20 protein-coding genes are annotated in these 23,822 nt (G+C 53.9%); 9 read left to right on the top strand and 11 right to left on the bottom strand.

Features of this window, described 5'->3' with window-relative positions:
- Positions 1–160 precede the first annotated feature (160 nt).
- Positions 161–616 (top strand): hypothetical protein, encoded by a 456-nt coding sequence (locus tag X566_RS17015; protein ID WP_152539948.1) that lies wholly within the window; start codon positions 161–163, stop codon positions 614–616.
- A gap of 74 nt (positions 617–690) precedes the next feature.
- Here the strand turns inward: X566_RS17015 and X566_RS17010 are convergent, their stop codons facing one another.
- The 10 genes from X566_RS17010 to X566_RS16970 form a co-directional block, all read right to left on the bottom strand.
- Complete coding sequence (locus X566_RS17010) at positions 691–2,055, bottom strand: hypothetical protein (protein WP_152539947.1); 1,365 nt, start codon at positions 2,053–2,055, stop codon at positions 691–693.
- Positions 2,021–2,812, bottom strand: coding sequence for a hypothetical protein (locus X566_RS24770; protein WP_152539946.1), 792 nt, complete (start codon positions 2,810–2,812; stop codon positions 2,021–2,023). The genes X566_RS17010 and X566_RS24770 overlap by 35 nt, the downstream gene beginning before the upstream one ends.
- Positions 2,813–3,227: 415 nt before the next feature.
- Positions 3,228–3,944, bottom strand: coding sequence for a hypothetical protein (locus X566_RS24765; protein WP_152539945.1), 717 nt, complete (start codon positions 3,942–3,944; stop codon positions 3,228–3,230).
- Between the two features lie 151 nt (positions 3,945–4,095).
- A complete protein-coding gene (locus X566_RS16995; protein ID WP_034469600.1) occupies positions 4,096–6,051 on the bottom strand; it encodes a hypothetical protein in 1,956 nt (651 codons plus the stop codon).
- A 664-nt stretch (positions 6,052–6,715) separates the two neighbouring features.
- Entirely contained in the window at positions 6,716–7,306 is a 591-nt protein-coding gene (locus X566_RS25595; protein ID WP_081740289.1) for a formyltransferase family protein, read from the bottom strand.
- A gap of 25 nt (positions 7,307–7,331) precedes the next feature.
- Positions 7,332–8,078 carry a class I SAM-dependent methyltransferase gene (locus X566_RS24405; protein ID WP_160170491.1) on the bottom strand — a complete coding sequence of 249 codons (747 nt, stop codon included), beginning with the start codon at positions 8,076–8,078 and terminating at the stop codon, positions 7,332–7,334.
- Positions 8,079–8,298: 220 nt separating this feature from the next.
- Complete coding sequence (gene asnB / locus X566_RS16985) at positions 8,299–10,185, bottom strand: asparagine synthase (glutamine-hydrolyzing) (protein ID WP_081740287.1); 1,887 nt, start codon at positions 10,183–10,185, stop codon at positions 8,299–8,301.
- Positions 10,185–11,276 (bottom strand): glycosyltransferase family 2 protein, encoded by a 1,092-nt coding sequence (locus tag X566_RS24025; RefSeq protein ID WP_051444283.1) that lies wholly within the window; start codon positions 11,274–11,276, stop codon positions 10,185–10,187. The genes asnB and X566_RS24025 overlap by 1 nt, the downstream gene beginning before the upstream one ends.
- A 150-nt stretch (positions 11,277–11,426) precedes the next feature.
- Positions 11,427–12,650 (bottom strand): DegT/DnrJ/EryC1/StrS family aminotransferase, encoded by a 1,224-nt coding sequence (locus X566_RS16975; protein WP_081740286.1) that lies wholly within the window; start codon positions 12,648–12,650, stop codon positions 11,427–11,429.
- A complete protein-coding gene (locus X566_RS16970; protein ID WP_152539944.1) occupies positions 12,647–14,185 on the bottom strand; it encodes a hypothetical protein in 1,539 nt (512 codons plus the stop codon). The genes X566_RS16975 and X566_RS16970 overlap by 4 nt, the downstream gene beginning before the upstream one ends.
- Before the next feature lie 256 nt (positions 14,186–14,441).
- Here X566_RS16970 and X566_RS24020 point away from each other — a divergent pair, with 256 nt between their 5' ends.
- On the top strand, positions 14,442–15,767 hold the full coding sequence (locus tag X566_RS24020) for a polysaccharide deacetylase family protein (protein WP_051444282.1): 1,326 nt from the start codon (positions 14,442–14,444) through the stop codon (positions 15,765–15,767).
- Positions 15,768–15,834: 67 nt separating this feature from the next.
- Here the strand turns inward: X566_RS24020 and X566_RS16960 are convergent, their stop codons facing one another.
- Positions 15,835–16,392, bottom strand: a complete 558-nt coding sequence (locus X566_RS16960; protein ID WP_244434816.1) for a sugar transferase — start codon at positions 16,390–16,392, stop codon at positions 15,835–15,837.
- Between the two features lie 324 nt (positions 16,393–16,716).
- Here X566_RS16960 and X566_RS16955 point away from each other — a divergent pair, with 324 nt between their 5' ends.
- The 7 genes from X566_RS16955 to X566_RS16925 all read left to right on the top strand — a co-directional run bounded on the left by X566_RS16955 (position 16,717) and on the right by X566_RS16925 (position 23,821).
- The gene (locus X566_RS16955) at positions 16,717–17,355 is read left to right on the top strand and encodes a winged helix-turn-helix transcriptional regulator (RefSeq protein WP_034469589.1); all 639 of its coding nucleotides are present in this window, start codon (positions 16,717–16,719) and stop codon (positions 17,353–17,355) included.
- Positions 17,356–17,416: 61 nt separating this feature from the next.
- Positions 17,417–18,775 (top strand): lipopolysaccharide biosynthesis protein, encoded by a 1,359-nt coding sequence (locus X566_RS16950; protein ID WP_160170490.1) that lies wholly within the window; start codon positions 17,417–17,419, stop codon positions 18,773–18,775.
- Between the two features lie 61 nt (positions 18,776–18,836).
- Positions 18,837–19,934 carry a non-hydrolyzing UDP-N-acetylglucosamine 2-epimerase gene (wecB, locus tag X566_RS16945; RefSeq protein WP_343213106.1) on the top strand — a complete coding sequence of 366 codons (1,098 nt, stop codon included), beginning with the start codon at positions 18,837–18,839 and terminating at the stop codon, positions 19,932–19,934.
- A 249-nt stretch (positions 19,935–20,183) separates the two neighbouring features.
- Positions 20,184–21,320, top strand: a complete 1,137-nt coding sequence (locus tag X566_RS16940) for an N-acetyl sugar amidotransferase (RefSeq protein ID WP_034469587.1) — start codon at positions 20,184–20,186, stop codon at positions 21,318–21,320.
- Positions 21,317–21,931: an imidazole glycerol phosphate synthase subunit HisH gene (hisH, locus tag X566_RS16935; RefSeq protein WP_034469585.1), complete on the top strand. Its 615-nt coding sequence runs from the start codon at positions 21,317–21,319 to the stop codon at positions 21,929–21,931. The genes X566_RS16940 and hisH overlap by 4 nt, the downstream gene beginning before the upstream one ends.
- Position 21,932: 1 nt before the next feature.
- On the top strand, positions 21,933–22,721 hold the full coding sequence (locus tag X566_RS16930; RefSeq protein WP_034469583.1) for an AglZ/HisF2 family acetamidino modification protein: 789 nt from the start codon (positions 21,933–21,935) through the stop codon (positions 22,719–22,721).
- A 71-nt stretch (positions 22,722–22,792) separates the two neighbouring features.
- Positions 22,793–23,821 carry a polysaccharide biosynthesis protein gene (locus X566_RS16925; RefSeq protein ID WP_034469582.1) on the top strand — a complete coding sequence of 343 codons (1,029 nt, stop codon included), beginning with the start codon at positions 22,793–22,795 and terminating at the stop codon, positions 23,819–23,821.
- The last annotated feature ends 1 nt before the right edge of the window (position 23,822 follow it).

Genomic DNA, 23,822 nt, shown 5'->3' with positions numbered 1-23,822 from the left:
CACGAGAGAGAGCAAGGCTCTTGTTGGGGCTCCCCATGAGACCCGCTCGGCGTGGTGGTGAAGCCAATTGAGCATTTCTTAGTTAGAATCGTCGGGATGACGGTGCTGAAAATGGGCGAGGAAGATAACAAGAAATGCCCATTAGCAAGAGTGCGGCTACGTGTGGCTGGCAAGATCGGCGGTGCGCCAGGGTATCAATGTCGAGGTCGGCGATCGTTTGCAATGCATCGTGGACGGGTCGGCGCGAACTGGTGGATCACCCAGGCAAACACCGATGGCGCTGATCGGACATGCTGGCGCGAAAAACAATGGTTTCTCCCGGTTCGATGGAACGTCTGGAAAGTTACTGAAGAATAGGGCGGAAACGGTTGCGCTTGGCTCCGAGGCGTCTGGTGTTCTGCCAGTGGCGAATGGGGGTTCCGGCGTTACCGTTGCATCGAAGTTCATCGTGTACCTTTCAGAAGATCAAAGCATCCCGAACGCGACACAAATGAAAGTCACCTTCAACGTTGAAGGCCTCGACAACAATAACAACTTCGATTCGACCACGAACTACAGATTTCAGCCGACAATTCCGCCATTGACGGAAACGGTGGAGCATCGTTCGCGACGTTGAAATTAACGATCTGCCAACGTCTATCCCGGCGTTGGAGGTGCTCTATGGAACGACGCCGGGACAATAAAGATCAGCTAGTCTGGAGTGTGCGACCTTGGCTCGCCGCAAAGCGTGAAGAAAAGAAGCCAAGCAAACCCGCCAAATGAGAGAAGAGTGGTAAATATTGAGGCGTTTAGCAGAGCGAACGTTAGGGGAAGGAGCGCAGGAATTGCGAAGCGCAGAGCCCACGTTCTCGATGCACGATTGATGGTGAATATCAGGATGGCGAAGATCGCGCCAACAACCAAGATGCCGACTGTGCCAGCGGCAGCTATCCCGTCGCTAGCAAAGATGTTGGCATTCTGATTGACGCCTCGGCTGGGATAATAGTGCTCTCCGACAATCCGACCTATAACCGGCCAGTCTGCGTTTTGAGCGTGCTCTGTTACTGGCGCGAGTTGGCCGATTATTCTAACGTTTGACCACCATGTGAATCCGTAGTTAGCAAAGTAATCATAGTATTGGGTGAAAGTCTGAGCCGGGATTCCGATTGTCCTTACTGCGAAGACCGAAGCAATCGCTGACCCTTCTGGGGACGTGCCAATCTTGACGCAAATTATGAGGGCCGCTGTTTCAACGAGCAGAATAGTAATCGTTGATAGTGCGATGTTTGGCATCCATCGGATCGCGAAGTAAACGCAGGCGATCGCTACCGGCATCGCAATGGCGACCTTCTGCGCATCGATGCCATAGATGAGTGCGAATCCAAAAAGACTTAACAGCACATAGTGCTTGATGCTGAGCAACAGCCCAGTCGCTAGCAGTAGCGGGTTGATCATCCAAAGGTAGTATGTTTGCGCGTATCCGATCAGTGTCCCGACGGCACCTTGCGTAACAGCACGCTGGTCGTAGGTCCCGCTGATCCCGACAAACCGTATTTGACCTCCATACTGGGCGAGGAGGATAGCGGTTGCAGCTATCCAGGTCACCACGACTGCGCGGATTGCCCATCTTGCCGGTATGACCCCGCCGTTTGGCATGCCGCCCAAACGAGCCGCTAGGAAGGCAAGTAAAAGCGAGAACGAGAGCGCAGTCAGCGCCGGGAGATAAATCGAAGTGTCTGGAGCAATGGCGAGTGTGATTACGATCGTTGGGATATAGACGGCACAATAGAATGGAACCAAGATAAGGTCAGCCGCAGAACGAATTGCGGTTGGAACGGCGCAGGAGACAGCGATTATCGATGATGCAGCGAAAATGTACTGCCACTCAAAAGGGGCAAAGAACTTGAATCCCGAATCTTCCCAAACTGGCGTTAAATAGTTTTGATGGGTGAAGTGGATTGTCGCCGCCAGGATCAGCGATGATGCCATCACCGCCAGTCGTTTTAGCGGGTCGAAATCATCCTCTTCGCAGTCAACTCGCTCAACGGGTTGCATTTCTGAACGGCCGCGTTTCATTCCGAGATGACAACAGGAATAACGTATATAGCAGCACTATAGTCAAAATGAGGGTTGCTAGCGCGGCTATGACAGCTGTCGCAACTTTTCCGCCGACAGCCTCTGGTTCGGAAGGCCATTCAAGGACGTCAGCTGATGAGGGCCCTTCCAGGCCTCGCTTCAGCGAGCTGAGTTTCACTTCTTTTTCGGAGATGTCATTCTCGATCGAGTAGAGCGTCGATGGTATTTGCTCGATATTCGTCGTGTCTTGGGGCGCTTGAGCCGCCGCCAACTTCCCGTACAGATTGCGTAAATTGGAGATGTTGTTTTCGAGCATGCGTATCTGCTCAAGACGTTCGCTCCGGTCGGAACCGACTGGGCGGGATAGATTGAGCGCCTCGTTGACAACGGCGGTCAGATATTGTTTCGACTGTTTCGGGTTCTTTGATGTCGCTTCGACGCGGTACAGACCGTAGCTTCCATTCATTTCTTTAGGTGACGCCAGTTGGCTTCCAACCTTAAGGTCCTTGGTTGGATCGCCGCCCGAAAGTTTAGAAGAAAACGCCTTAGAGCCCAGAACTAACTTTGCGTGAGCGGAAAGCGGTAGTGCAGCTTGAGACCGATAATAAGTCGGCGACAGGTACAGTATTGCAGATGCGATGGATGCGGAGAGCGCGACACCAGCCAACGCGACCCACCAGTTGGATCGTATTGATCTTAGGAAGCCGGTCGCTCGCTCAAAAGCATCATTAGAGCTCGAAAAGTCGCGAGCCAGCATGCCAATTTACTCCACGCTGTAGGCCATGGCTGCGTCAGCACAAGCGCGCAGCCCATTCGAATGATAGCCGAGACCATATCTCGGCAAAAGCGGCGGCGGGTCATTTTCTTGAGTTAATCCATCAGGGAGACAACGGTGACCAGCACGTCGATCGGAGCATTTCCGACGACACTTTGTCGCGTGATTTAGATCGAAGCAGGGTCGCGACTGCCTGTCCTAGGGGCGACCTCCATAAAAGGTGATGAGTGGCAACCTTCAAGTGAGTCAATATCCCAATAGATCGCGTACGGCCAGACGACGACGGACGAGTTACTTAGACCGCCGTATCAGTTGATGCCTTGCTGCTCACTTCGCAAGGAGAGTTGATACAGAGAATAAAGCAATAATGCAGTTAGTAATATAATGGTGACTGCAACTAGTGCAGCGATAGCAGGCCTTTCTCCAGTTTTTCTGGATCGGATGGCCACTCTATCACATCCTCAGTTGCGTTTCCATCGAGCGAGCGCCTAAGGGAGGCTAGTTTCGTTTGCTTTTGGGAAATGTCGTTCTCGATTGAGAACAGCGTTGCCGGAATGCGATCTAGATCTAGCCGATCTGGGTTTGATTTAGCTTGAGCTAATAGCTGCGAGTAAAGTTTCCGTAGGTTCGGAATGTTGTTTTCCAGCGTCTTAATCTGATCTAGTCGTATTTCCCGGTCTGATCCGATCGGGCGCGACCATTTTATGGCCTCGTTCACAATCGATGTTAGAAGCTCTTTCGCCTTCTTGGGACTGTCCCACGTGAGCTCAACCCGATAAAGGCTCGTAACGGGATCCAATTCTATAGGAGTGCTTAGGCGTTCCTGCAAACGAAGGATAGCGGCTGAGATGTCGCCTTTGAATTCTTCCGTGAGGCTATTACTTGCGATTGGGGTAAGGAAGGCGGTTGAGCGAAGGGCTATTCTCGCATTGACCGTTAATGGTAACGAGCTTTGAGAACGATAATAATTGGGAAGCATGTATAGGAGCACTGAAGCGACGCCTATTGCTAAAGTTGCGCCGCCTATCGGAATCCGCCAGTTTGTGCGGACGAAATAGTAGAAACCTTCCGACCAAGAAATGATGTCAGAACTCGAACGATCCCGAGTCAGCATGTCCGGTCTATTCTCCCGAGGATTGTCTTAGATTTGCTCAAAGAACGCCCGTGGATAGTAGATCAAGCTACGGATAGTACAAGCGGCAACAGTTACCGTAGCGGACGATAATGACATGGAGGAACTCCGGATCCCCGGATGATTCATGGAATTAAGGGAGCTTCGCTTCTCCAATCAGATAATCTTCATTCTCGAAAACGACCGAAGTAGGCGGTCGATTCTTCATATGAGCTTTTTCAAAAATAAAGTAGCGAATTCCATATCGTCTGCTCATGTCGCGAAACCAGCTTTCTGGTGCGCTATAGTAGAACTGGCGGGCGTCTTCGAGAGCCTTGGTGCGGGCGATGTTCGGGTCCATTTTAAGATAGTTGCGGGCGTCAAGTCCAAGCTCCGAGTATCGCTTAAGGCCTTCGTCGAATACGGCTTTGGACGTGTTGTAGGCAAATGACGTATAAAGCCATTCGCGTGTAGATCCGAATGATGGACGTTCAGATGCTTCGCGCCAACCATAGGCGTGCGCAGGGTCTGGCATAAAGAGGGCGTCCGGAGATGTTTCCAAGCGAGCCCATTGTTGTGCTGCAAGATAGTTGCGAGCGACCTTGAGCGCCGCTGGATACGTGAACGGATTAGCGATCGGCGACCAGTAAATGGCTCCCAGTCCAACAAGCACAAGAAGGGAAGTGCTACTGCGTAGTCCCAATCCAACAGCCGAAAAGATCGCGATTGTCGCAACAGCCCATGTAGGCAGATTACTTATGGTATCATATGCAAAGTAGGCTTCGCCGATGGGGCCTTCTAGTCCGCGCAGAGCGAGCCATCCAAAAACAGTGATCGCAAAGATTGCCAGTATGGCAAGCGTCAACGACCGCTGACTTAGGGGATTCAAACGCCAGCAACGTATAGTCGCTGGCAGAACGAGGCAGATCGCTATAAACGCAGGCATCCCATAAGTCACCCCGAAGGGGAATATTAGGATGAAGAGTGCAATCGTTGCCAAGACGATATTCTTCTTCTGAATGTCGTTCCATATACCTGGAATAATTATTATGGCGCCAAACAGCAAAAGTATGCCGCTGGCTCTTTGCAGGGCGAGCTTGATAAGGACCGGAGAATTTGAAAACTCCGAGGCAAGAACGCCAAACACGGTCAGTAGGACTAGCGTAAGGAAGCCAGCGGCGAGCTGACGGTTCAGTCCAGTCAAGCGATCCTGATCCCCAAAGAGATAATGTGCCAGCAAGAAGAGAAGCCCGGTCAGCGGCACAAGGCTCATAAAGTAAAGACGATCGAACATACCAATCGATATAGGGTACCAATGATAGCTCATGAATCGCGTTATACCAATGTAAAGATCCGCGGGTATCTGCGAGCTCGTTACCCCGGCCCCTCCCATTGCAATAGCAGTATATGCGCCGGCGAAAGTGATGAAGATCGCGGCGGACTGAAAGAGTGCGATAATGTTGTAACGTCGGAGTTCGCTTAGAACGGCCGTACCTGCGAACGACAGCATCAATAATCCAATAACGGGATGCGTCATGTAAGCTAGCGACAATAGTACGGCACCGATGTGGACGCGGCCGGTAATCAAAAGGGCGGAGCCGGCTAAGCCTGCGCCGTAAGCGTAGTTGTAGACGGAGCCGTAGTATGGGTGCCACCACTGAGCCAAGCTTGCATTGATAAATCCGCTCGCAAACAGTAATATTGAAATGAGGAGCCCTTCTACTAGATAAGCACCCGGACGTAATAGACGTGTCGCGAGGACCGTGCCCGCTACTATGGACGCTATCTCGAGAAACATCATTATTTTGAAGATCAGAATTCCGCTAATTCCGTGCCGGCCGAGCATCGGATAGACTAGCATTGGTAGCGACTTGAGAACCTCAAGCTCGCCGTTCGGGAAATCTTTAGCGAAGGCGGGCGTGTTGCTGACCTGGTTAGCGAGCCACGATGGCGAGAATGCATTGAAGGCGCCCGCCTCGGCGGCGTTCACCGTTCGGAAATGCCAAACGGCGATGGCTGCGCAAAGAGTTATCCCGATAGCGATAACGCTTTCAATTTTCGCGCTCGGTATTATTAATGTCCTTGCTGTGAGCGCTCTTAGTTTATTCATAGGTGCTTCTTAGCTTGCGACTTTTGGCGGGGCAAACTCAATAGAGTAACATCAGTTAATTGCAACCGCGTGCACCGCTAGTCTCAAGCCTCACAGCGTTAGTTCTACATAAACGGTAGCACATTTGCGTGACGCAGAATAATCTTTCAGTTTCGTGCCGACAGCATCATCTCCACTGCCGGGTGTGATCCCCGACGAAACGGGGAGCTATTCACTTGCATTCAGCGCGTCCTAAGTCGCGTCAATACGCGGCTTGGTCAACACTGCCAATCCGTCACGTTCAAATCTCATGCAATGACGTTTTAGCGCGGTCTTGGGCTGATATCGTCAATCGGTCTGGCGGTGCTATAGTAATTTCTAATGGATCGTTGCGGGCAATCTGAACTTTAGCGTTCCCCTAGCTGCCAGCGGATCAAGTGCGGGGGCTGTGTGGTTTCTGAGGTTGGAGTGTCCGGCAAAAGCACTACGTCTTTGTCAAGACGTTGATTGTTGCATTATCCCGTTTTTATGACGGTCATATTCTAGTGTTGACGGCGTCGTCTGCTCGTTAGTGGTTGTTATGAGGCTATCTAATATCCGGAAACTGGATACTACCTTGATGGGGTATTTCTGCGTTGATCGTATCTATGCAGATGCTTGCTTTCTCTTCAGAGGCGGGCAGACATCAGCTCTGCCGTAATCTCCTGTCTAAAGTTCGTCGGAGCAACCGTGAACCGGCGGCGTATGCGACGGCCTCGTTCGCCGCGTAGCTTCGATCTGCGCTTAGAGTGTATGGCTCAGTATCGAGCACTTCGCCATCGTCGATGCGAGATGTAACGACGTGTAGAGTTGCGCACTGATGAAATGCTCTATCGCGGAGGGCGCGGGAGATTGACGCAAGGCCGCCGTACTCGGGAATCTTGGCAGCGTGAAGGTTCCATATAGGCAGGCCGCTACTAAGAAGCTTGCCGTTAACTATCAGTCCTGCGCGAAACAGGATAATCTTAGAGGGGCTGTATGTCTCGACCAACTTTAGAAGCTCATTGGACGAGGATACCTCTTCCGCAGAATACGCTGGGGCTCTGGCTCGAGATGTTTCGGCGAGGGCGATCTGTACGACCTGCTTTGGTGTTAGCACTCCCTTGCGTACGAGGCGCAAAATACGACCTATCCCCGCACTCGATTTGTCGCGAATCAGCTTGACGCTTTCCGGTACTACATTGTCGCGAACAAATGCACGACAGATTTTATCGTCACCTAATACTAGAAAAATCATTTCAAAGTCCGGCCGTGAAGAGCAGTCAACTGTAGCGCGTGCCCGTTCGCTCGCGCAATCTACAAACGAACGAGATCACGAGATTAGCATCGATGCTAGGTACTCGAGTAGGCCAGTACGCTCGGCGCTCAAATTCGAAACTACCGGCTATGCAAGCCAAGATCTCGTCAGCGAAGTTCGGGTGCTCCCAGCAAATGAGTTTGTACAGGTCGATGTTTGTGTTCTTTTCAAACCACCGGCGAGAAGTGAGATAGCGTCCGACTCCCCAGGCCAAGCCGCCCTCTGATGGAATTGCTCCTGCGAGTAGGCCATTTGGCTTGAGAACCCTTGTTATCTCGTTGAGGTGATCTTCTAGCGGGTGCAAGTGCTCGAGGTTGGCAAAGCTCAAGACAATATCGACCGACTTTTCACGAATATCGCTTAATGCCGGACCGTGACGGCTGACCAGATGGCTCTCCACAGCGATGTGCATGGGGCGCAACGTTGCCTCAGCGGAGGTCAGAAAATCCTGGGATTGATCGACAAGAATATAGCGCTCAGGAATTCCGACCCATTGATTGGTATGGGTTAGTTCGCCAGGGCCAATCTCTAGAACGGTCTTACCGGATAGGTCGATTGTTCCGAGAATTCTATAGCCTGCGTTGTTTACGCGGCTTCCAACGCCCGCCTTTTGGTTCGCTCGGTAAATTTCTGGCTCGCGGTTGACCCATTCGATCCACGAAGGGTCTTTGGTGTTTGGAGTCTTTCCCCATTTCTCACGATCACCGAACAATGTGTTTGAATACCATTTGGGTAGCGCTGATCGTAGAGGCATCTGGCTCTGGGTCCGGGTGATATGGTCAAGTGGTAGTGCGCACGCAACAGCTTGAAAGCTCGCGGGGGAGACATCAGCAAGAGCGGATTAGTCGTTACTTCGGGCGGCTTTTTGGAGCAGGCGACTATCCAATACTTCGATGCTGAGGAGACAGCTCAACGTGTTTGTTTAAGCGTCGTTAATCGATAGATATGCTAACTCCGTGCACCTTTTCAGTTTGGCGTAACCAGCTTTCTAGGCAGAGTAGCATCCATATCCGATGAGTGGGGATTTCGTCCAAAATTCGAATATGCTTTCGCCACGACCCGAGATAGTTTGAAGTAACATTCGCCAAATAGGCATCGCTGAATATTAGATTCAGACGTGTATTAGGACCACAAAGGCGCTCTTTCAGCCATTCTGCAAGGGGACCTCGTAGCCATGCCGGTAACGGTGTTGGAAAGCCTCGCTTTGGCATGCTGAAGATCCTGTCAGGTAGGGTGCCGCGTGCGACACCCTTGATGATGGCCTTTAGCGTTCCTTTTTGAAGCTTGGTTTCTTCCGGCAAGCTAAGTGAGTAATCGACAATTTCGTTGTCGAGAAACGGCGTCCGAGCCTCAAGCGCATGCGCCATTGAGATATTGTCTTCTATGACAAGCAAACCAGGAAGGTACACCTGAAGATAAGTCGTTAAGATGCGCTCATAGTCAGAGCGCATGGGGGCGAGCAACGTTTGCAGCGATTTTTCGGGGTTTGTGCGCTTGACCGCCTCCGATGCTCTTTGATTGAGAATTCTGCTTTGTTCAGCCTTGTCAAACAGCACGGGCAAGAACGATCCGACTCCGCTGATGAGGCGCATGGAGAAGTAGACCAGGTGAGGTAGTTCGTGAAACTTTAGCGAGCTTAAGGTGCCGGCGAGCTGTTTCGATCGGAGATTCTTCAACAGCATTGCCAGCTTAAAGACCGGATAGCCTGAGAACAGCTCGTCGCCGCCATGACCGGTGAGGATAACCTTGCGTTCTTCTGCAGCAGCTTTCGCCACCATAAACTGTGAGAACGCTCCCATACCCATGCGGGGGTGGTCCAAGGCGATAATCACGTCGTCGAGGTGCTTCGCGAAATCGTTTGCGTCGATCGGCACCTTGCGCACGGGAATGCCGAGGTGGGTCGCAATATCGCTGGCGCCGGTGCTTTCATCGTACCATGCGCCTTCCGAGAAGTGGCCGGTAAATGCTATTGGAGGCTCTGGCATGAGTTTCGCAGCTGTTGCGCTCACCATCGAGCTATCGAATCCAGAGCTCAGGTAGCAAGCAATCGGTACGTCACTCATTAGGTGTCGTTCAACAGAGCGGGAGAACAAGTCGCGAAAGCGCTCGATTTCTTCAGAGAAATCATTGCACTGCTTTTGTGAGAATATTGGCTCCCAATATTTTGAGATCTTTATGCCATTTCGATCATACTCGACATAGTGTCCGGGTGGCACCATTCGTATGCCATCGTATAGTGTTCTGTCTCCAATCAGATTCTGATAAGTCAGGTATTGGGCGAGGCCCTCGGCATCAATGAGCCAGCGGTCTCGACCCGCTGCGGCCAAGATCGCTTTGATTTCCGATGCAAAACAGAAGCTGTTGCTCGATGGATCAACCCAGTAATAAAGCGGCTTAATGCCCAATCTATCGCGTACGAGGAACAGCTTCTGGACCCGATCATCCCATAGTCCGAACGCGAACATGCCATTGAACGTTGAGAAGGAGGTTGTGCCGCTGTCTTGATAGGCTTGGAGTACGACCTCGCTGTCGCTGCGGGATTGAAAGACGGCTCCCTTTGCTTCTAGTTCGCGGCGCAGGGCGGGATAATTGTAGATCTCTCCGTTAACAACGGTCGTCACGTTCCCGTTAGCCGACGTCATCGGTTGATGACCGCTGGGCGACAGGTCGACAATCGATAAACGTCTGTGGCCGAGCGTTATAACTGGCGATTGCCAAGTGCCTTCACCATCCGGACCTCGATGACTGATCCGACCGAGCATGGCTGAAACGCGCCTCGAATTGTCGGGCGAACCAGCACATCCGCAGATGCCACACATCAGCCTTCCTTCTCAGACTCGAGTTGCTTCAATCGCAAGTTCATTCGATTCAACAAAGTGTACAGCTCTTCGTAGTTTTTCTTTGTTTGCTGCGAGGCAAAGTAGAATGCGATGAATATTGCCGATATGACCAGCGAGCCTACCGAGATCGACAAGGTGAGTTGGCCTCGAATGAGCGTCTCACGGAGTGCGACATAGATCGTCATGAGTCCAAAAGGGTTGGGAGACTCGATCAGCCGGTCGACAAAGCTATATACGGTCAGCATGATGCCCAGCAGAGCGATGAGCAGCATCCCTAATACAGGGATGGTGAGAATTGTTCCAGGACGGAGGACATAGTTGTAAGAAAGGTGGGAGGCGATCGTCCCTGACATCGAGATGAAAGGAATATAATCTCGCAATCTGTTTTTGCGTTTACGGCCACGGTCGCGATCGCGCCACTTCAGATGGCCGGGTATCTCGACGACCCGGAGGCCGAACAATTCGGCCTTTTGAATAATCTCCAGATGCAGGTCCTTCCCATCGTTAATTAGTTCGAGCTGATCTAATACTTCGCGCGTGAAGCCGCGAACGACACAGGTGACGGTGCTGAACTTGCCCTGTACTCCCGCACTGAGTATGCGATTCCCCCAGCGAGACAGCAGTGCCCGAGAAAGGGGCACATTGCTGACGCTGCCATCAGGATGATAGGCGGACGCAAGCGTGATGTCAGCTTGGTCGTTCTGGAGCGGCTTGAGCAGATGGGGAATGTGCTTTGGTGAATAGGAGAGGTCCGCGTCGAGGCAGATAACATACTTGCCTCTGCTGCCAGAAAAGCCGGTTCGAATTGCGCGCCCGCGTCCCTTGTTGCCTTTGTGGTGTAGGGGCCTTAGCAGGGGATCGTTCTTCGCGCGTTCGTCGATCAGCTGTCCCATGGCATCGGTAGAGCCGTCGTCTACAACGACGATCTCGTATGCTAGGTCCGGCATGTTCTCCTTCATCCAGCCTTCGATCTCCTCGATGTTGCGGAGGATAATCGATGATTCATTGTAAGCTGGGATGATTAGACTGAGTATTATACCGCCATCCATGTCCATTGAAAGGTCAACCATCCTCAACCGGGCCTGCCAAATTGCGGTTATTCTCTATTGGAATGGTGTTGGCAACAGTTCATCGTATTCTGAGCTTGGCCTTCCAGCTGCTGCTGGTCGGGTGTCCGCTTGTTGTCTGCGTGGTCGAGGGGCATAGGCTCGGCAAGAGTCTCAGTTCGGAAGCGCTGTAACAGGCGGTTGCTGCTCCAGAATCTTGCGGAGAACCTTCGCGATGCGCTCGGCATTCTTGACATTGAAGCGGCCTGCAACAGGTAAATTGATCGTCTGCCGGGAGAAGGCCGCAGACATCGGAAAGGCTCGTAGATCGCTGCCCCGGCTGCGATAGGCCGCCATCTCCGGGATGGAATATTCGATCACCTCGCCGAGTTGGACTCCCGCAGCGTGCGCCCTATCCATGACATCGCGCTTGTCTGCGACGCGGGCAGCGATGTGAGAAAAACTGGAGCCGGGCGGTGCGGCGATCCAGGATAGAGTGGTTAAACCGGCAAGGCTGTTTCGGAAGAATTCAGCATAGGCGCGATGAGCTTCGACAAATGGTCTGAGCCGCATGGCTTGAATCTGGCCGACGCGCGCTTCTAGTCGCGACATTCCGATCAGGAAGTCGCGAGGCATGTCGATTATGTTCTCATCATAGTATCGGGTGAAGCGATCGAGGAGACCGCTTTGCCGCAATGTTTCGGTGACGCCGTAGAACGGTTGCCAGAACGCCGGATACAGAGCCAGGAGGTACAGAAGGCGCGCGATGGTCTTTCCCGCTGGTGCGGCGAGAACATTGTGATCGCGAATTTCCCGCAGGCGTTGGGCTAGCGTGGCATCGTCAGTCGTGACCATGCCTCCGAAGACCGACATCATCATCTTGCTGGCGTTCATTCCAAACACAGCTGCGCGTCCTGCGCGATGGACGGGTTCTCCTTGCCATTCGGAGAGAAACGAATGCGCGCAATCCTGGACGATGATCAGGTCGGGGTGTCGCCGTTGAATGCCAGCCAGCTTGTCGAGGTCGACGGAATGGCCGAATATTGACGTGGCAATCAACGCCTTGGTTTGCGGACCGATTAGGGCTTCCGCCGCGTCGAGATCCATATTTGCATCGCTGCCGCTGTCAACAAAGACAGGGAAATTTCCACTTAGAACGATGGCGTGTGGAACCACCACGCATGTATAGGCTGGACAGATAATTTCCGCTGATTGGAGGCCGAGAGCTTTGAGCAACATCAGAAGCCCGGTTCGACCGTATGGAAATGCTACGGCGTGTTGTTGCCCGACTTCTCTTGCGAAGGAGGTCTCAAATCGCACGACGTCCAGATTGTCGCCGGCTCTTAGGGCCGCGAGAATCTCCTGTGTGCCCAGCGCGGGTTTGAACCGTGGGATCATGTGCGATCGTCGCCTATCTGCCAGTACCCGCTGCTCGCCATGTGGATCGCTCGAAATGGCTTTGTGAGCGGAATTCGCTTTGCATCGATAGGCCCAATGAGTTCGTCATGAACAGTCAAGTCCGCGCCCCATGTGATAATTCGACGGTTCTTTAGATCTATTGTCTTCTTTCCCGTAATAAGACGGCGGACGAGCATTCGTTTGAAAAGTTCGAGCAGCGGGCGAATGCGGAATGCCGTTAAAGACAATCCCCTCAGGATGATCATCGTCAACGGCGTTTGCTGTTCGGAGATCACCGCTGCGAACTCTGCTTCGATAACCAGCTGATCGTCGCGTATCGTGACGGGGTTGTTGCGATTGAATGCTTGGGTAGTGTAAATCTTGTCGTTCGCAACAACAGCAACTCCTGCGTCCAGCAGTGGCTTGGTCTTTCTATCTTTCATGAAATGGTAGACGATGCCGCCTTTGAACGACGAAACTATTGTATAGTGACCCGGTCCGTTATCGATGGTCAGTCCGGATTTTGGCATGCTCTTTCGCCAAGTATTCGCTGTCTGGTGGGGTAGAAGAAGCTGTTGGGAATCGACGAATGTCGGCGCGCTTAAGGCACGGCAGTAGGCGTTAAACATCGGTGCAAGATTTGTATCGTCCATTGAGGACAGGACGGGGATACTGCGCGTAGCGATGCTGTTCCTCGCAAACGCGGCCAGCGCGACTGCTACGGGCAGAGAGGATGCCAGAATTTCGAAACCCGCCGGATATATGAAGCGAGTGTTTCTGCTGCCGTAGCTTCCCCCGAAAGAGCCGTCTGGGTGCGCGGCGTAACGAATGAATTGCAAGGACCGCTCTAGAGCAGTCTCAAGCTCTTTCGAGGGGTGGCGGCCATAGATGTCCGCCAAATAACCAAGTCCCAACGTTTCATATCCTGGGTCTGCGCCGTCGTACTCTAGAAACCAGCCCTCGCTGGATTGGTTCTTGAGAATGACGCCAAGAAGATCCTCAGCTCGTTGTTTTGCACGCGCGTCACCGCCTTCGGACCACCGAAAGAGCGCGGCGGATGCGGTGGCAAGGTGATTGGAGATGATGGCGTGTGTTTCGTCGGCCTTCATCAAGAACGCTATCATTGGTGCGACGCAGTTGCGCCACCTGATCGAGCGCGAGCGTTCGATGTGAGGTTCCAGGATGTCTATGCAGCAAAGAATATCATAGGCGACAAGAGCGGTGACGCAGAATGATCCCTCGTGAGGGAAGGCTTCCACGAGGCTTCCGTTCGAGGCGCATTGTCTTGACGCAGCATCAATCGCGGCATCTATCCTTTCGAGGATTGTCGACGGGTTGATATTCCAAGGGAGCTTTCCTGCCGCGATCAGCAAGGCGAGTCCGTGAACAAGTCCTTGCGGGGTCGCATTTGGATAGTCGATCAGCTTCCATGACCAGTAAAGTCTATCTGCCGTACCGCGGGTGTTGCTGACCGGGTTGTCATCGAACAATGCGAGGACTCTTGGCAGTACGGCATGGATCTCGCGCTCATACACCTGTCGATCATGGCCGGGGTGGGGCATGGCGTCCTACACGTTCGGATGGCGGCGCAGCGTACTGCTGCTGGTTCCTCTCTGCCGTTACATTATAGATGATGGCCGTACAATACTGCCCAAAGACGCCCCCGCGCCCTCAAATTGAGTGATACTTTGTAAAATGCGCAGTATAGCAGGTCCCTAGGCTGATGATCTCTGGACCGACTTGTCCATGTTTTCAGCGTCATAATCATCTTGAGCCCCGAGTGTAGTTGCGATGCATGCGAGCGTTGAACTGAACGATACTGCAAGTTCAGCCCGGTTGAATGCGCGCCGGGAATGGGTTCTGGACGCCGGTGCGCGCTATTGGCCGGGTAGATTGCGCGACTTGATCGCTAAGCTTCCGATGCCTGTGATCACAGGCGAGGCGACTCGCCAGTGCACCATGGTCGAGCTGCCGGATTGGGCGGCGGACATAGGCGTCGGCGAGAAGTCTGCTTTGTTGGTCGATTGCAGCAGTATCGCCGAAGGGCCTGGGCCGGAATTTGATCGTTGCAATTGGATCATGGCGGCCTTTTTCTTTCTGTCGGGAGGGCAAGAACCGGTCGGGCTGACGTCCTCCTACTCTTTCCTCACTAAGGAGGTGGATGTCCGATTGTATGATCGGGCTTGGGTCAACCGCATGTTTCTCCTCTTACGGAGGATGGCGGCGAGGGCGACGCAGTCCGACGAGGTTCGGCTCTTTGTTCAGACGCCGGTCGCGAAGATTGATCTCACGCACGACGTGGATGCGATCTCGAAGACATTCGAGATCCGTTCAAAGCAGACGGCTTTTCACCTGTTCAATGCTGGTCGAGCAGCTCTTCATTTGCAGGGGCAGGAGGCCGCACGGCGGGCTCGTCATGCGCTCTACTTTGCAACGACTAGCCCAGATTATCGTAAAATCGATGACGTCCGGAAGTTGGAGACAACCTTCGGATTGCGAAGTACATTTCATTTCTACGGTGGAGCTCCAGGCTTGAAGCGCGGCTCATTGCGCCGCATGCTGGTCGACCCTGGCTACGACGTTACGCAAGCCGAGCTGAGGCCTGAGATCCGTTTCCTTCTCGATGGCGGGTGGACGGTAGGCCTTCATCCTTCGTTTGATAGCTACGATGATTCCTCGCGTATCGCTGAGGAGTTGGCGCGCCTCGTTCAGGCAACCGGAACCTCTGTGGTGCGCTGTCGTCAGCATTGGCTCCGTTTCGATTGGCGCAAGACATGGACTGCTCAATCCGCCGCGGGGCTCAAGCTTGATTCGACCCTCGGATTTAACGACCGGCCTGCTTTTCGTTGCGGCGCGGCTCTTCGTTTCAATCCATGGGATGCGGATCGCGAGCGTCCGTTGCAGATTCTTGCTATCCCCATGGTTTTCATGGACTCGCATTTTTACGATTACATGCGTCTCGATGCCGTGGAGAGACAGGCGTCGATGGCTCGCTGGATCGATGAGGTTCGTGTAACTGGAGGTGAGGCGAGTGTGAATTGGCATACACACACGCTGGCGCCGGACTATGGTTGGCGCGACGGTTTCATCCGGTTGCTGGAGCTGCTTGCGGCGTAGTAAAGCGGAATAACGAGTTGGTCGTGCACGCTGGCGCCACCAATACAATGCTGCGTACTCTTGTCTTTTATTCTCGGACTCTGTCGCCTCGGCCGGAGCCAGCAAAGGCAGTTTGATAAAGCAACTTCATATCGAGCAAAAAGCTCTGCTGACGCAGATATTCTTCATCGGTTTCGGCGAGGCGAACCGGGTCTGACATGTCAATTCCACGGGTCTGGGCGAGACCGGTAATGCCTGGACGCAAGGAGAGTACGTTGCGGCGCGATCGCTCGTGAACAAGCTCGGTCTGGGTGGGCAGACAAGGACGCGGGCCGACGAGACTCATCTCCCCCTTCAGCACATTCCATAGCTGAGGCAATTCGTCGAGTTTAGTGTGACGAAGAAAGCGCCCCATTTTGGTGACTTGCGCAGCTGTTGAGTGATGGGTCGGAACGTTTGGCGTTCCAAATGTCATGGTCCGCAGTTTGTAGCATCGAAATACCTGGCCGGCGCGGCCAACCCGCTCCTGCGCAAAAATCCCCGGCCCCTCGGAATCTCGACGAATCAGAATGACCATAATGAAGATGATAGGCGTGCAAACCAGCAATCCCGCTGTCGCAGCAAGTATGTCGAACGTTCGTTTCACGGCAGGCTCGATGTTATTGGGCCGCATGTGGTGCGGTATGGTTTGCCTGCTGGGTGCTGAACTTGCAACACCGATTGGCGATCGGATCTCATCATTCGATGGGATGCCTGAGACGAGAGGAGTTCTCGCTTCTAGTCCGTCGTAATCGTCGTTCTTGCGCGGTTGGACTGCGCCCTTCCCAGTCGTTGGACGGGCCGTTATCAGTTGGCGGCAATCATACTGCGACCGGTCCGTCAACAGCGTTCACGTGATGAACGCTGTTGACGTTCATGGCGTGAACAGTCTATCAGGCTTCGTGCACGGGGTAAGGTGACTGCGGGCCGGATGTCGATTGCGCCGAAAATAGACCCGGATGAAGCAAAGGTGGTGCTGGATCTGCTGGTTTCCATCGAGCGAGATGGTGCGCAGAGTCAGCGCCGTCTTGCGCAAGATATCGGCGTGGCCTTGGGATTGGTCAATGCTTACCTGAAGCGTTGCATTAACAAAGGTTTGGTCAAGGTTAGGCAGGTTCCTGCGCGGCGTTATGCCTATTATCTCACCTCGAAGGGGTTTGCCGAAAAGTCCCGATTGACGGTGAGCTATTTGAGCCATTCGCTTGAATTTTTTCGCCGATCTAAGGCCGATTGCGGCGCGGTGTTGGCAGAGGCCCGGATGCGTGGTTTTCGCCGAATCGCGCTCGCAGGCCGTTCAGATCTGGCGGAGATTTGTATCATCTGTGGCATTGAGCATGGCGCCAACATCGTCATGGTCGTCGACCCGGATATAAAAGCCGAGCAATTCGTCGGCGTGCACGTAGTTCAGTCATTCGACGCTGCGGCCGGTGAAGTCGATGCGGTTGTGGTTACAGATCTGCACCATTCGCGAAAGACGCTCGAGTTGGCTCGGAAGTATTTTGATCGCGGCCGGGTCCTGGTGCCGAGCCTGTTGAACTTGCATGCTGATCGGACTGGAGCTGATGAGTGAGCGAGTCGCTGGATCTAGCTCTGACGGTCTGCGCGCATACGTGCTAGCGGAGGTCTCTCTCTTGATCCGCAAGTTCCTGGAAGAGCTAAGGGCGCGTGCTTTCGTTCGCGCTGTGGGTGTGCTGGTTGGAGGAGCCGGCCTTGCAGCTGCGATCTCGGCATTGGCCTTGCCGGTTCTGACGCGTCTCTACACGCCGGGTGATTTCAGTGTGCTTGCGGTATTCACCAGTCTCTTGTCGATCTTTTCAGTCTCGGCTTGTTTGCGCTTCGATGTTGCTGTGGCTATCCCGGAGAAGGACGGCGACGCGATCAATGTGCTTGGGCTTGCGTTGCTCTGCGCATGTGCAGTCTCGCTGATGTTGTTTTTGGCCATTTTTGCCGTGCCGTCGTCGGTTTTCAGATGGTTCGGGCAGCCGGATATTGAGAGGCATCTGTGGCTGTTGCCGATTGGCGTTCTCTTTGTTAGCGCGTATAGCGCGCTGCAATTCTGGTTTGTGCGCGGGAAGAGCTTCGGTCTGATTGCGAAGAACCGTATCGTGCAAACGGCTGGTGCTGCGGGAGTGCAAGCCGGTTGGGGGTGGCTTCACGCAACCCCGTTCGGGTTGGTGGTTGGGCCCGTGCTGAACGGCGCCGTCGGTTGTTGCGGATTGGGGTGCAGATTTGTCCGTGGCGTAAAAACGTTCGAGGCGCTGTCCTGGTCGGGTATGCGTGCGATGTTTTCGCAGTATCATCGATTTCCGAAATATTCCGCATTAGAGGCGCTCTGTAACGTTGCGGCGATCCAATTACCCATCGTTATGATTGCGGCAATGGCGGCGCATGCTGAAGCCGGATTCCTGCTTCTTGCGCTGACGGTCATGCAGGCGCCCATGAGTATTCTTGGTAGCGCTATCGCTCAGGTGTATCTCTCTCAGGCTCCGGCTGAGTACAGGCTCGGGCGACTCGGTGATTTTACCGTGCAGGTGTGCGGATCGTTGATCAGAACCGGCATTGGCCCATTGATCTTTGGAGGGGTGCTGGCGCCCGATCTTGCAGCGAAAGTCTTTGGCGAGGAGTGGCGACGTGCCGGTACGCTGATGGCATGGATGACGCCCTGGTTTGCAATGCAATTCCTCGCGAGCCCGGTGTCCATGGCGCTACACGTTACGAACCAGCAGCGCTTTGCGCTCTTGCTGCAAATATTCGGCTTGGTTCTCAGAGTCGGAGCCGTTGTTGTCGTGCCTGCGGTATTGTTGTCGGAGGCCTATGCCGTATCAGGCCTTCTGTTTTATGGCACATATCTCGTTGTGGTGTTGATGGTGGTTCATTCGAGCTGGTCAGGCGTTGCGCGAGAACTGCTCTCCTCATCGAAGGTGGTTTGTATTTGGGCCGTGCTTGCTCTGGGCGTGAAGGTCGGGGCTGCGGCGTTCTCCCTGTTGTGATGAGCGGCGGTGGCGATGTTTTTCGCTGTGTTCGGTTTTTTGGTGTGACAATGCTTTGTAAATGTTCGCGAGCGGTTTGATGCCGTCGATCACGAGGGTTCTAACGGTAGTAGGTGCTCGGCCGCAGTTCGTGAAAGCGGCGGTGGTCAGTCGTGCTCTGAGAGATCATGGAGACATGAACGAGGTATTGGTCCATACCGGACAGCACTTTGACAACAACATGTCGGACGTTTTCTTCCACGAGCTCGATATTCTTGCGCCCAAGTTCAATCTTGGAATTGGGGGCGGCTCTCATGGTGAAAATACCGGGCGCGCTTTGCAAGCGCTCGAACGGGTGATGGACGAGGAGCGTCCCGACTGTGTTCTGGTTTACGGCGATACAGATTCGACACTCGCTGGCGCGCTCGCCGCTGCCAAGATGCAGATACCGATTGTTCATGTCGAGGCCGGACTGCGTTCGTTCAATCGGAGAATGCCCGAAGAAATCAATCGTGTTCTAACGGATCATCTCTCAAGCCTTCTGTTTGCGCCATCTCCTGCCGCCCTGAAGAACCTCGACGAGGAGGGGATCAGAGGCGAGAAAGTCAAGCACGTCGGCGATGTTATGTTCGATGCGGTGAGGATATTCACTGACGTCGCTTCGCGCCGGTCGCAAATTCTTGGAGCGCTCGATGTTTCTCCCGGGCGCTATGCGTTGGCGACGGTGCATCGCAAAGAGAACACCGATGACCCGGAGAAGCTGAGGCAAATTCTCGAAGGGTTATCCCATAGCGCGATGCGTGTGATTTTGCCGTTGCATCCGCGTACGCGTAAGCGGTTATCCGAGTTCGGGCTTCAGCCGTCTGCGGCGATCGAGATAGTAGAACCTGTTGGCTATCTTGACATGCTGTGGCTGGAGAGAAATGCGGCCATGATCCTCACGGATAGTGGAGGCGTACAGAAGGAGGCTTATTTCCACGGGGTTCCGTGCGCGACTTTGCGTGAGGAGACGGAGTGGGTTGAGCTTGTTGACGGGGGGTTTAACAGGCTGGTGGGGGCAGACGTCGATGCGATCGCAAGAGCCCTGCGCGAGCATAGCTTTCCGACCGATGTCCCGAACATCTACGGGAGCGGATATGCCGCGAATGAGATTGCTTCAATTTTGGGGGCGTTCCGTTGATGCTAGGATTTCGGAATGAGCACCGGTCTGGATTCCGTAGCAGTGCTGGCACCAGGAATCATGTTCTTGATGAGAGGGAGGCGGGCAATTTGCGCCGGATCGCCTGTGGGTGGTGCTGCTTTGATTATGATTTGGCAGCCATTTTGGCTGTCGTGCCGAACAAAGTCGGGCTAGAAAGACGGGTATCAAATAGCGTGGGCTGCGACCCGAGCTGGCCTTAAATGCAAGATGAAGGTCTGACGAGCGACAATGACACGAGCATACTGTATTTGCACCAACTGCATCATGGACACGTCAGATTCGAACATCACGTTCGACAAGCGTGGATGGTGCGATTACTGCAATAATTATCATCGCAATATCTTGCCGAACTGGCATCCGGACGAGCGCGGAGAGCGGGAGATGCTGGCCGTAGCGGCCGGGATACGCGAGGAAGGAAAGGATCGCGATCACGACTGTATTATCGGCGTCAGCGGCGGCGTTGATAGCTCCTACGTTGCCTATCTCGCCAAGGAGAAGCTGGGGCTGCGCCCGCTGATTTTCCATGTTGATGCCGGATGGAATTCCCAGCAGTCGGTCAACAACATCGAAAAAATGGTCGACGGTCTCGGCCTTGATCTTCATACCGAAGTCGTCAATTGGGAGGAGATGAAGGATCTGCAACGCGCTTTCTTCAAGGCGCAGGTCCCGCATCTCGATACGCCGCAGGATCACGCTTTCTTTGCCGCGCTGTACAATTTTGCAGCTGAACATGGCTTCAAGTACGTCATCACCGGTGCCAACTATTCGACCGAGTGTGTGCGAGAGCCACTCGAATGGCACTATCACGCATCTGATTTGCGGCAGCTGAAGGATATTCATCGCCGATTTGGGGAGCGGCCGCTTTCGACGTTTCCGATGGCGGATATCTTCAAGTTCAAGATCTACTATCGGTTCGTTAAGGGGATGCGGGTCGTCAAGCCGCTGAACAATTTTCCTTATCTTAAGGATGAGGCCATGCAGGAGCTTGCCGATAAGTTCGGCTGGCAGAAGTACGCGCACAAACATTATGAATCACGCTTCACTCGCTTCTATGAGGGGTACTGGCTGCCGACGAAGTTTGGCTATGACAAGCGGCGCGCGCATTTCTCCAGTCTGATCCTCACCAAGCAGCTGTCGCGGGATGAGGCGTTGGAGAAGATCGCGCAGCCGGCTTACGATGAAGAGTCCATGCGGCAGGATTTTGAGTATGTCGCTACCAAGCTCGACATGACCGTTCCGGAAATGCAGGAGCTCCTGAAGGGTCCGAACAAGACCTACCGCGACTACAGCCACAGCATGGCGCTTATCGATCTGGGGACGCAGGTGCTGCGAGGGCTGGGTCTGCAGAAGATGATTGTGCGATGATCACGATTGTCGATTATGGGCTGGGTAACATCGCGGCCTTTGCGAATGTTTATAATCGGCTGAATATTCCGATATCAATTGCGAAGCATGCAGACGCGCTGGCTGGGGCCACGAAGTTGATTTTGCCTGGTGTGGGGCACTTCGATCACGCGATGGAGCTCCTTGATCGTTCAGGCATGCGGAGCGTGCTTGATGATCTGGTGGTCGACAAGCGAGTGCCTGTCATTGGCATCTGTGTAGGCGCGCAGATGCTGGCTCGCTCGAGCGATGAGGGGCGTCTTGCTGGCCTTGGTTGGATCGATGCGGAAGTAAAGGCATTCAAGTCATGGGAAGCAACCAAGGATATGCCGACACCGCATATGGGCTGGAATGATGTGCAGTCCGTGGGCGATAACGCGCTCTTCAAAGAGTTGCAGTCGGGTGCACGTTTCTACTTTCTGCACTCCTACTATTTGAAGTGCGACCGTGCCGAGAATGTCATTGCGACTTCTCAGTACGGCGCAGAGTTCTGCTGTGCCGTGAATGCGGCTAATATCTACGGCGTTCAATTTCATCCGGAAAAGAGCCACCGCTTTGGTACGCGGCTGCTACAGAACTTCGCGGAGCTGTAACGTGCTGCGTCCTCGCATCATCCCAAGCCTTCTGGTTCATCGTGGGGGACTGGTGAAAACGGTACAGTTCAAGGATCCCAAGTATGTGGGCGATCCGATCAATGCCGTGAAGATTTTCAATGAGAAAGAAACGGACGAACTCGCAGTCTTCGATATTGATGCGAGTGTGAATGGTGTGGAACCAGACTTCAAGATGATCGCCAACCTGGCGGTCGAATGCCGTATGCCGCTTTGTTACGGTGGCGGCATCAAAACCGTCGAGCAGGCTAGGCGCATTATCGCACTTGGCGTTGAGAAGGTGGCGATCAGCTCCGCGGCGATCGAGAATTCTGAACTTATCTCAGCCACGGCTCAAGAGATCGGCAATCAGAGCGTCGTGGTTGTTATCGACTACAAGAAGGATCCGCGGAGCGGTGCGTATCACGTTTGGACCCACAACGGGACGCGGAATACCGGCCGCGAGGCATTGAGCGTCGCGAAGCAGGCCGAGGAGCTTGGAGCGGGTGAGGTCGTGATCAACTCGATCGACAATGACGGCAAAATGAAGGGTTACGATATACCCTTTGCTCGCGACGTTCGCTCGGCCGTTGGGTTGCCGATGACCGTTCTCGGGGGCGCGGGTTCGCTGGGCGATATGAGCAAACTCCTTGCCGCATGTGGTGTGATCGGCGCTGCCGCGGGGAGCATGTTTGTGTTTAAAGGGCCGTACAAAGCAGTTCTCATCAATTATCCGTCTTTTGAGACGAAGGACGAGATGGTCCGCTCTCTCGTTGTCGGTGGACGAAGCTGACGGCGGCTGACATATAGGCAGGCTATTGTGCACGGCAGTGCGGGGAAAGCCTCGTGGAGTTTGGGACTAGGATGTTCAAAGATCGTGTTCTTTTGATCACTGGTGGGACGGGCTCTTTCGGGAAAGCGGTTCTCAATCGCTTTCTGGATTCGGATTTGCGCGAGATCCGGGTATTCAGCCGTGACGAGAAGAAGCAGGACGATCTCCGGAAGCGTTATGCGAATTCCAAGCTGAAGTTCTATATCGGCGACGTGCGCGATCAACGCAGCGTGTCGGCGGCTATGCGTGATGTCGATTTCTGCTTTCACGCGGCTGCGCTGAAGCAGGTGCCGTCTTGCGAATTCCATCCGATGGAGGCGGTTCGCACCAATGTGTTCGGTACTGAGAATGTACTGGAAGCGGCAGCCGCGGCAGGCGTGAAGCGCGTCGTTTGTCTGTCTACAGACAAGGCGGTTTACCCGATCAATGCCATGGGCATGTCGAAGGCCATGATGGAAAAAGTTATGATTGCTCATTCGCGCAATCTTGAGGGGACTGTTGTGTGCGGCACGCGTTACGGCAATGTGATGGCCTCGCGTGGATCGGTCATTCCGCTGTTTATTCAGCAGGTTCTGGCAGGTGAGCCGATCACGGTGACGGACCCGGCTATGACGCGATTCATGATGACGCTGGATGAATCGGTGGAACTGGTTTTGTATGCCTTCCAGCATGGCAACAACGGCGATATCTTCGTGCAGAAGGCCCCCGCTGCAACAGTGCTAACGCTTGCACGTGCGCTCCTCGATCTGATGGGGAGGTCTGACCATCCTATCCAGGAAATCGGTACACGTCATGGTGAGAAGCTGTACGAAACGCTGCTTAGCCGTGAAGAGATGAGCCATGCGGAAGATCTTGGTGGCTACTATCGCGTGCCGCCGGACGGACGCGACCTCAATTATGAGAAGTTTATCGAGAAGGGTGAGAAGCGCATCAACCTCGGTCAGGACTACAATTCGCACAATACCCATCAGCTCGATGTGGAAGGCATGAAGGAGTTATTGCTTCGCCTGGACCTGATGCAGCGTGTGAAGCGCGGCGAGTCTGCCGCTGTGGATGATTGAC

Source organism: Afipia sp. P52-10, assembly GCF_000516555.1.
Classification (GTDB): Bacteria; Pseudomonadota; Alphaproteobacteria; order Rhizobiales; family Xanthobacteraceae; genus P52-10.
This window is presented reverse-complemented; position numbering and strand designations above follow the sequence as displayed.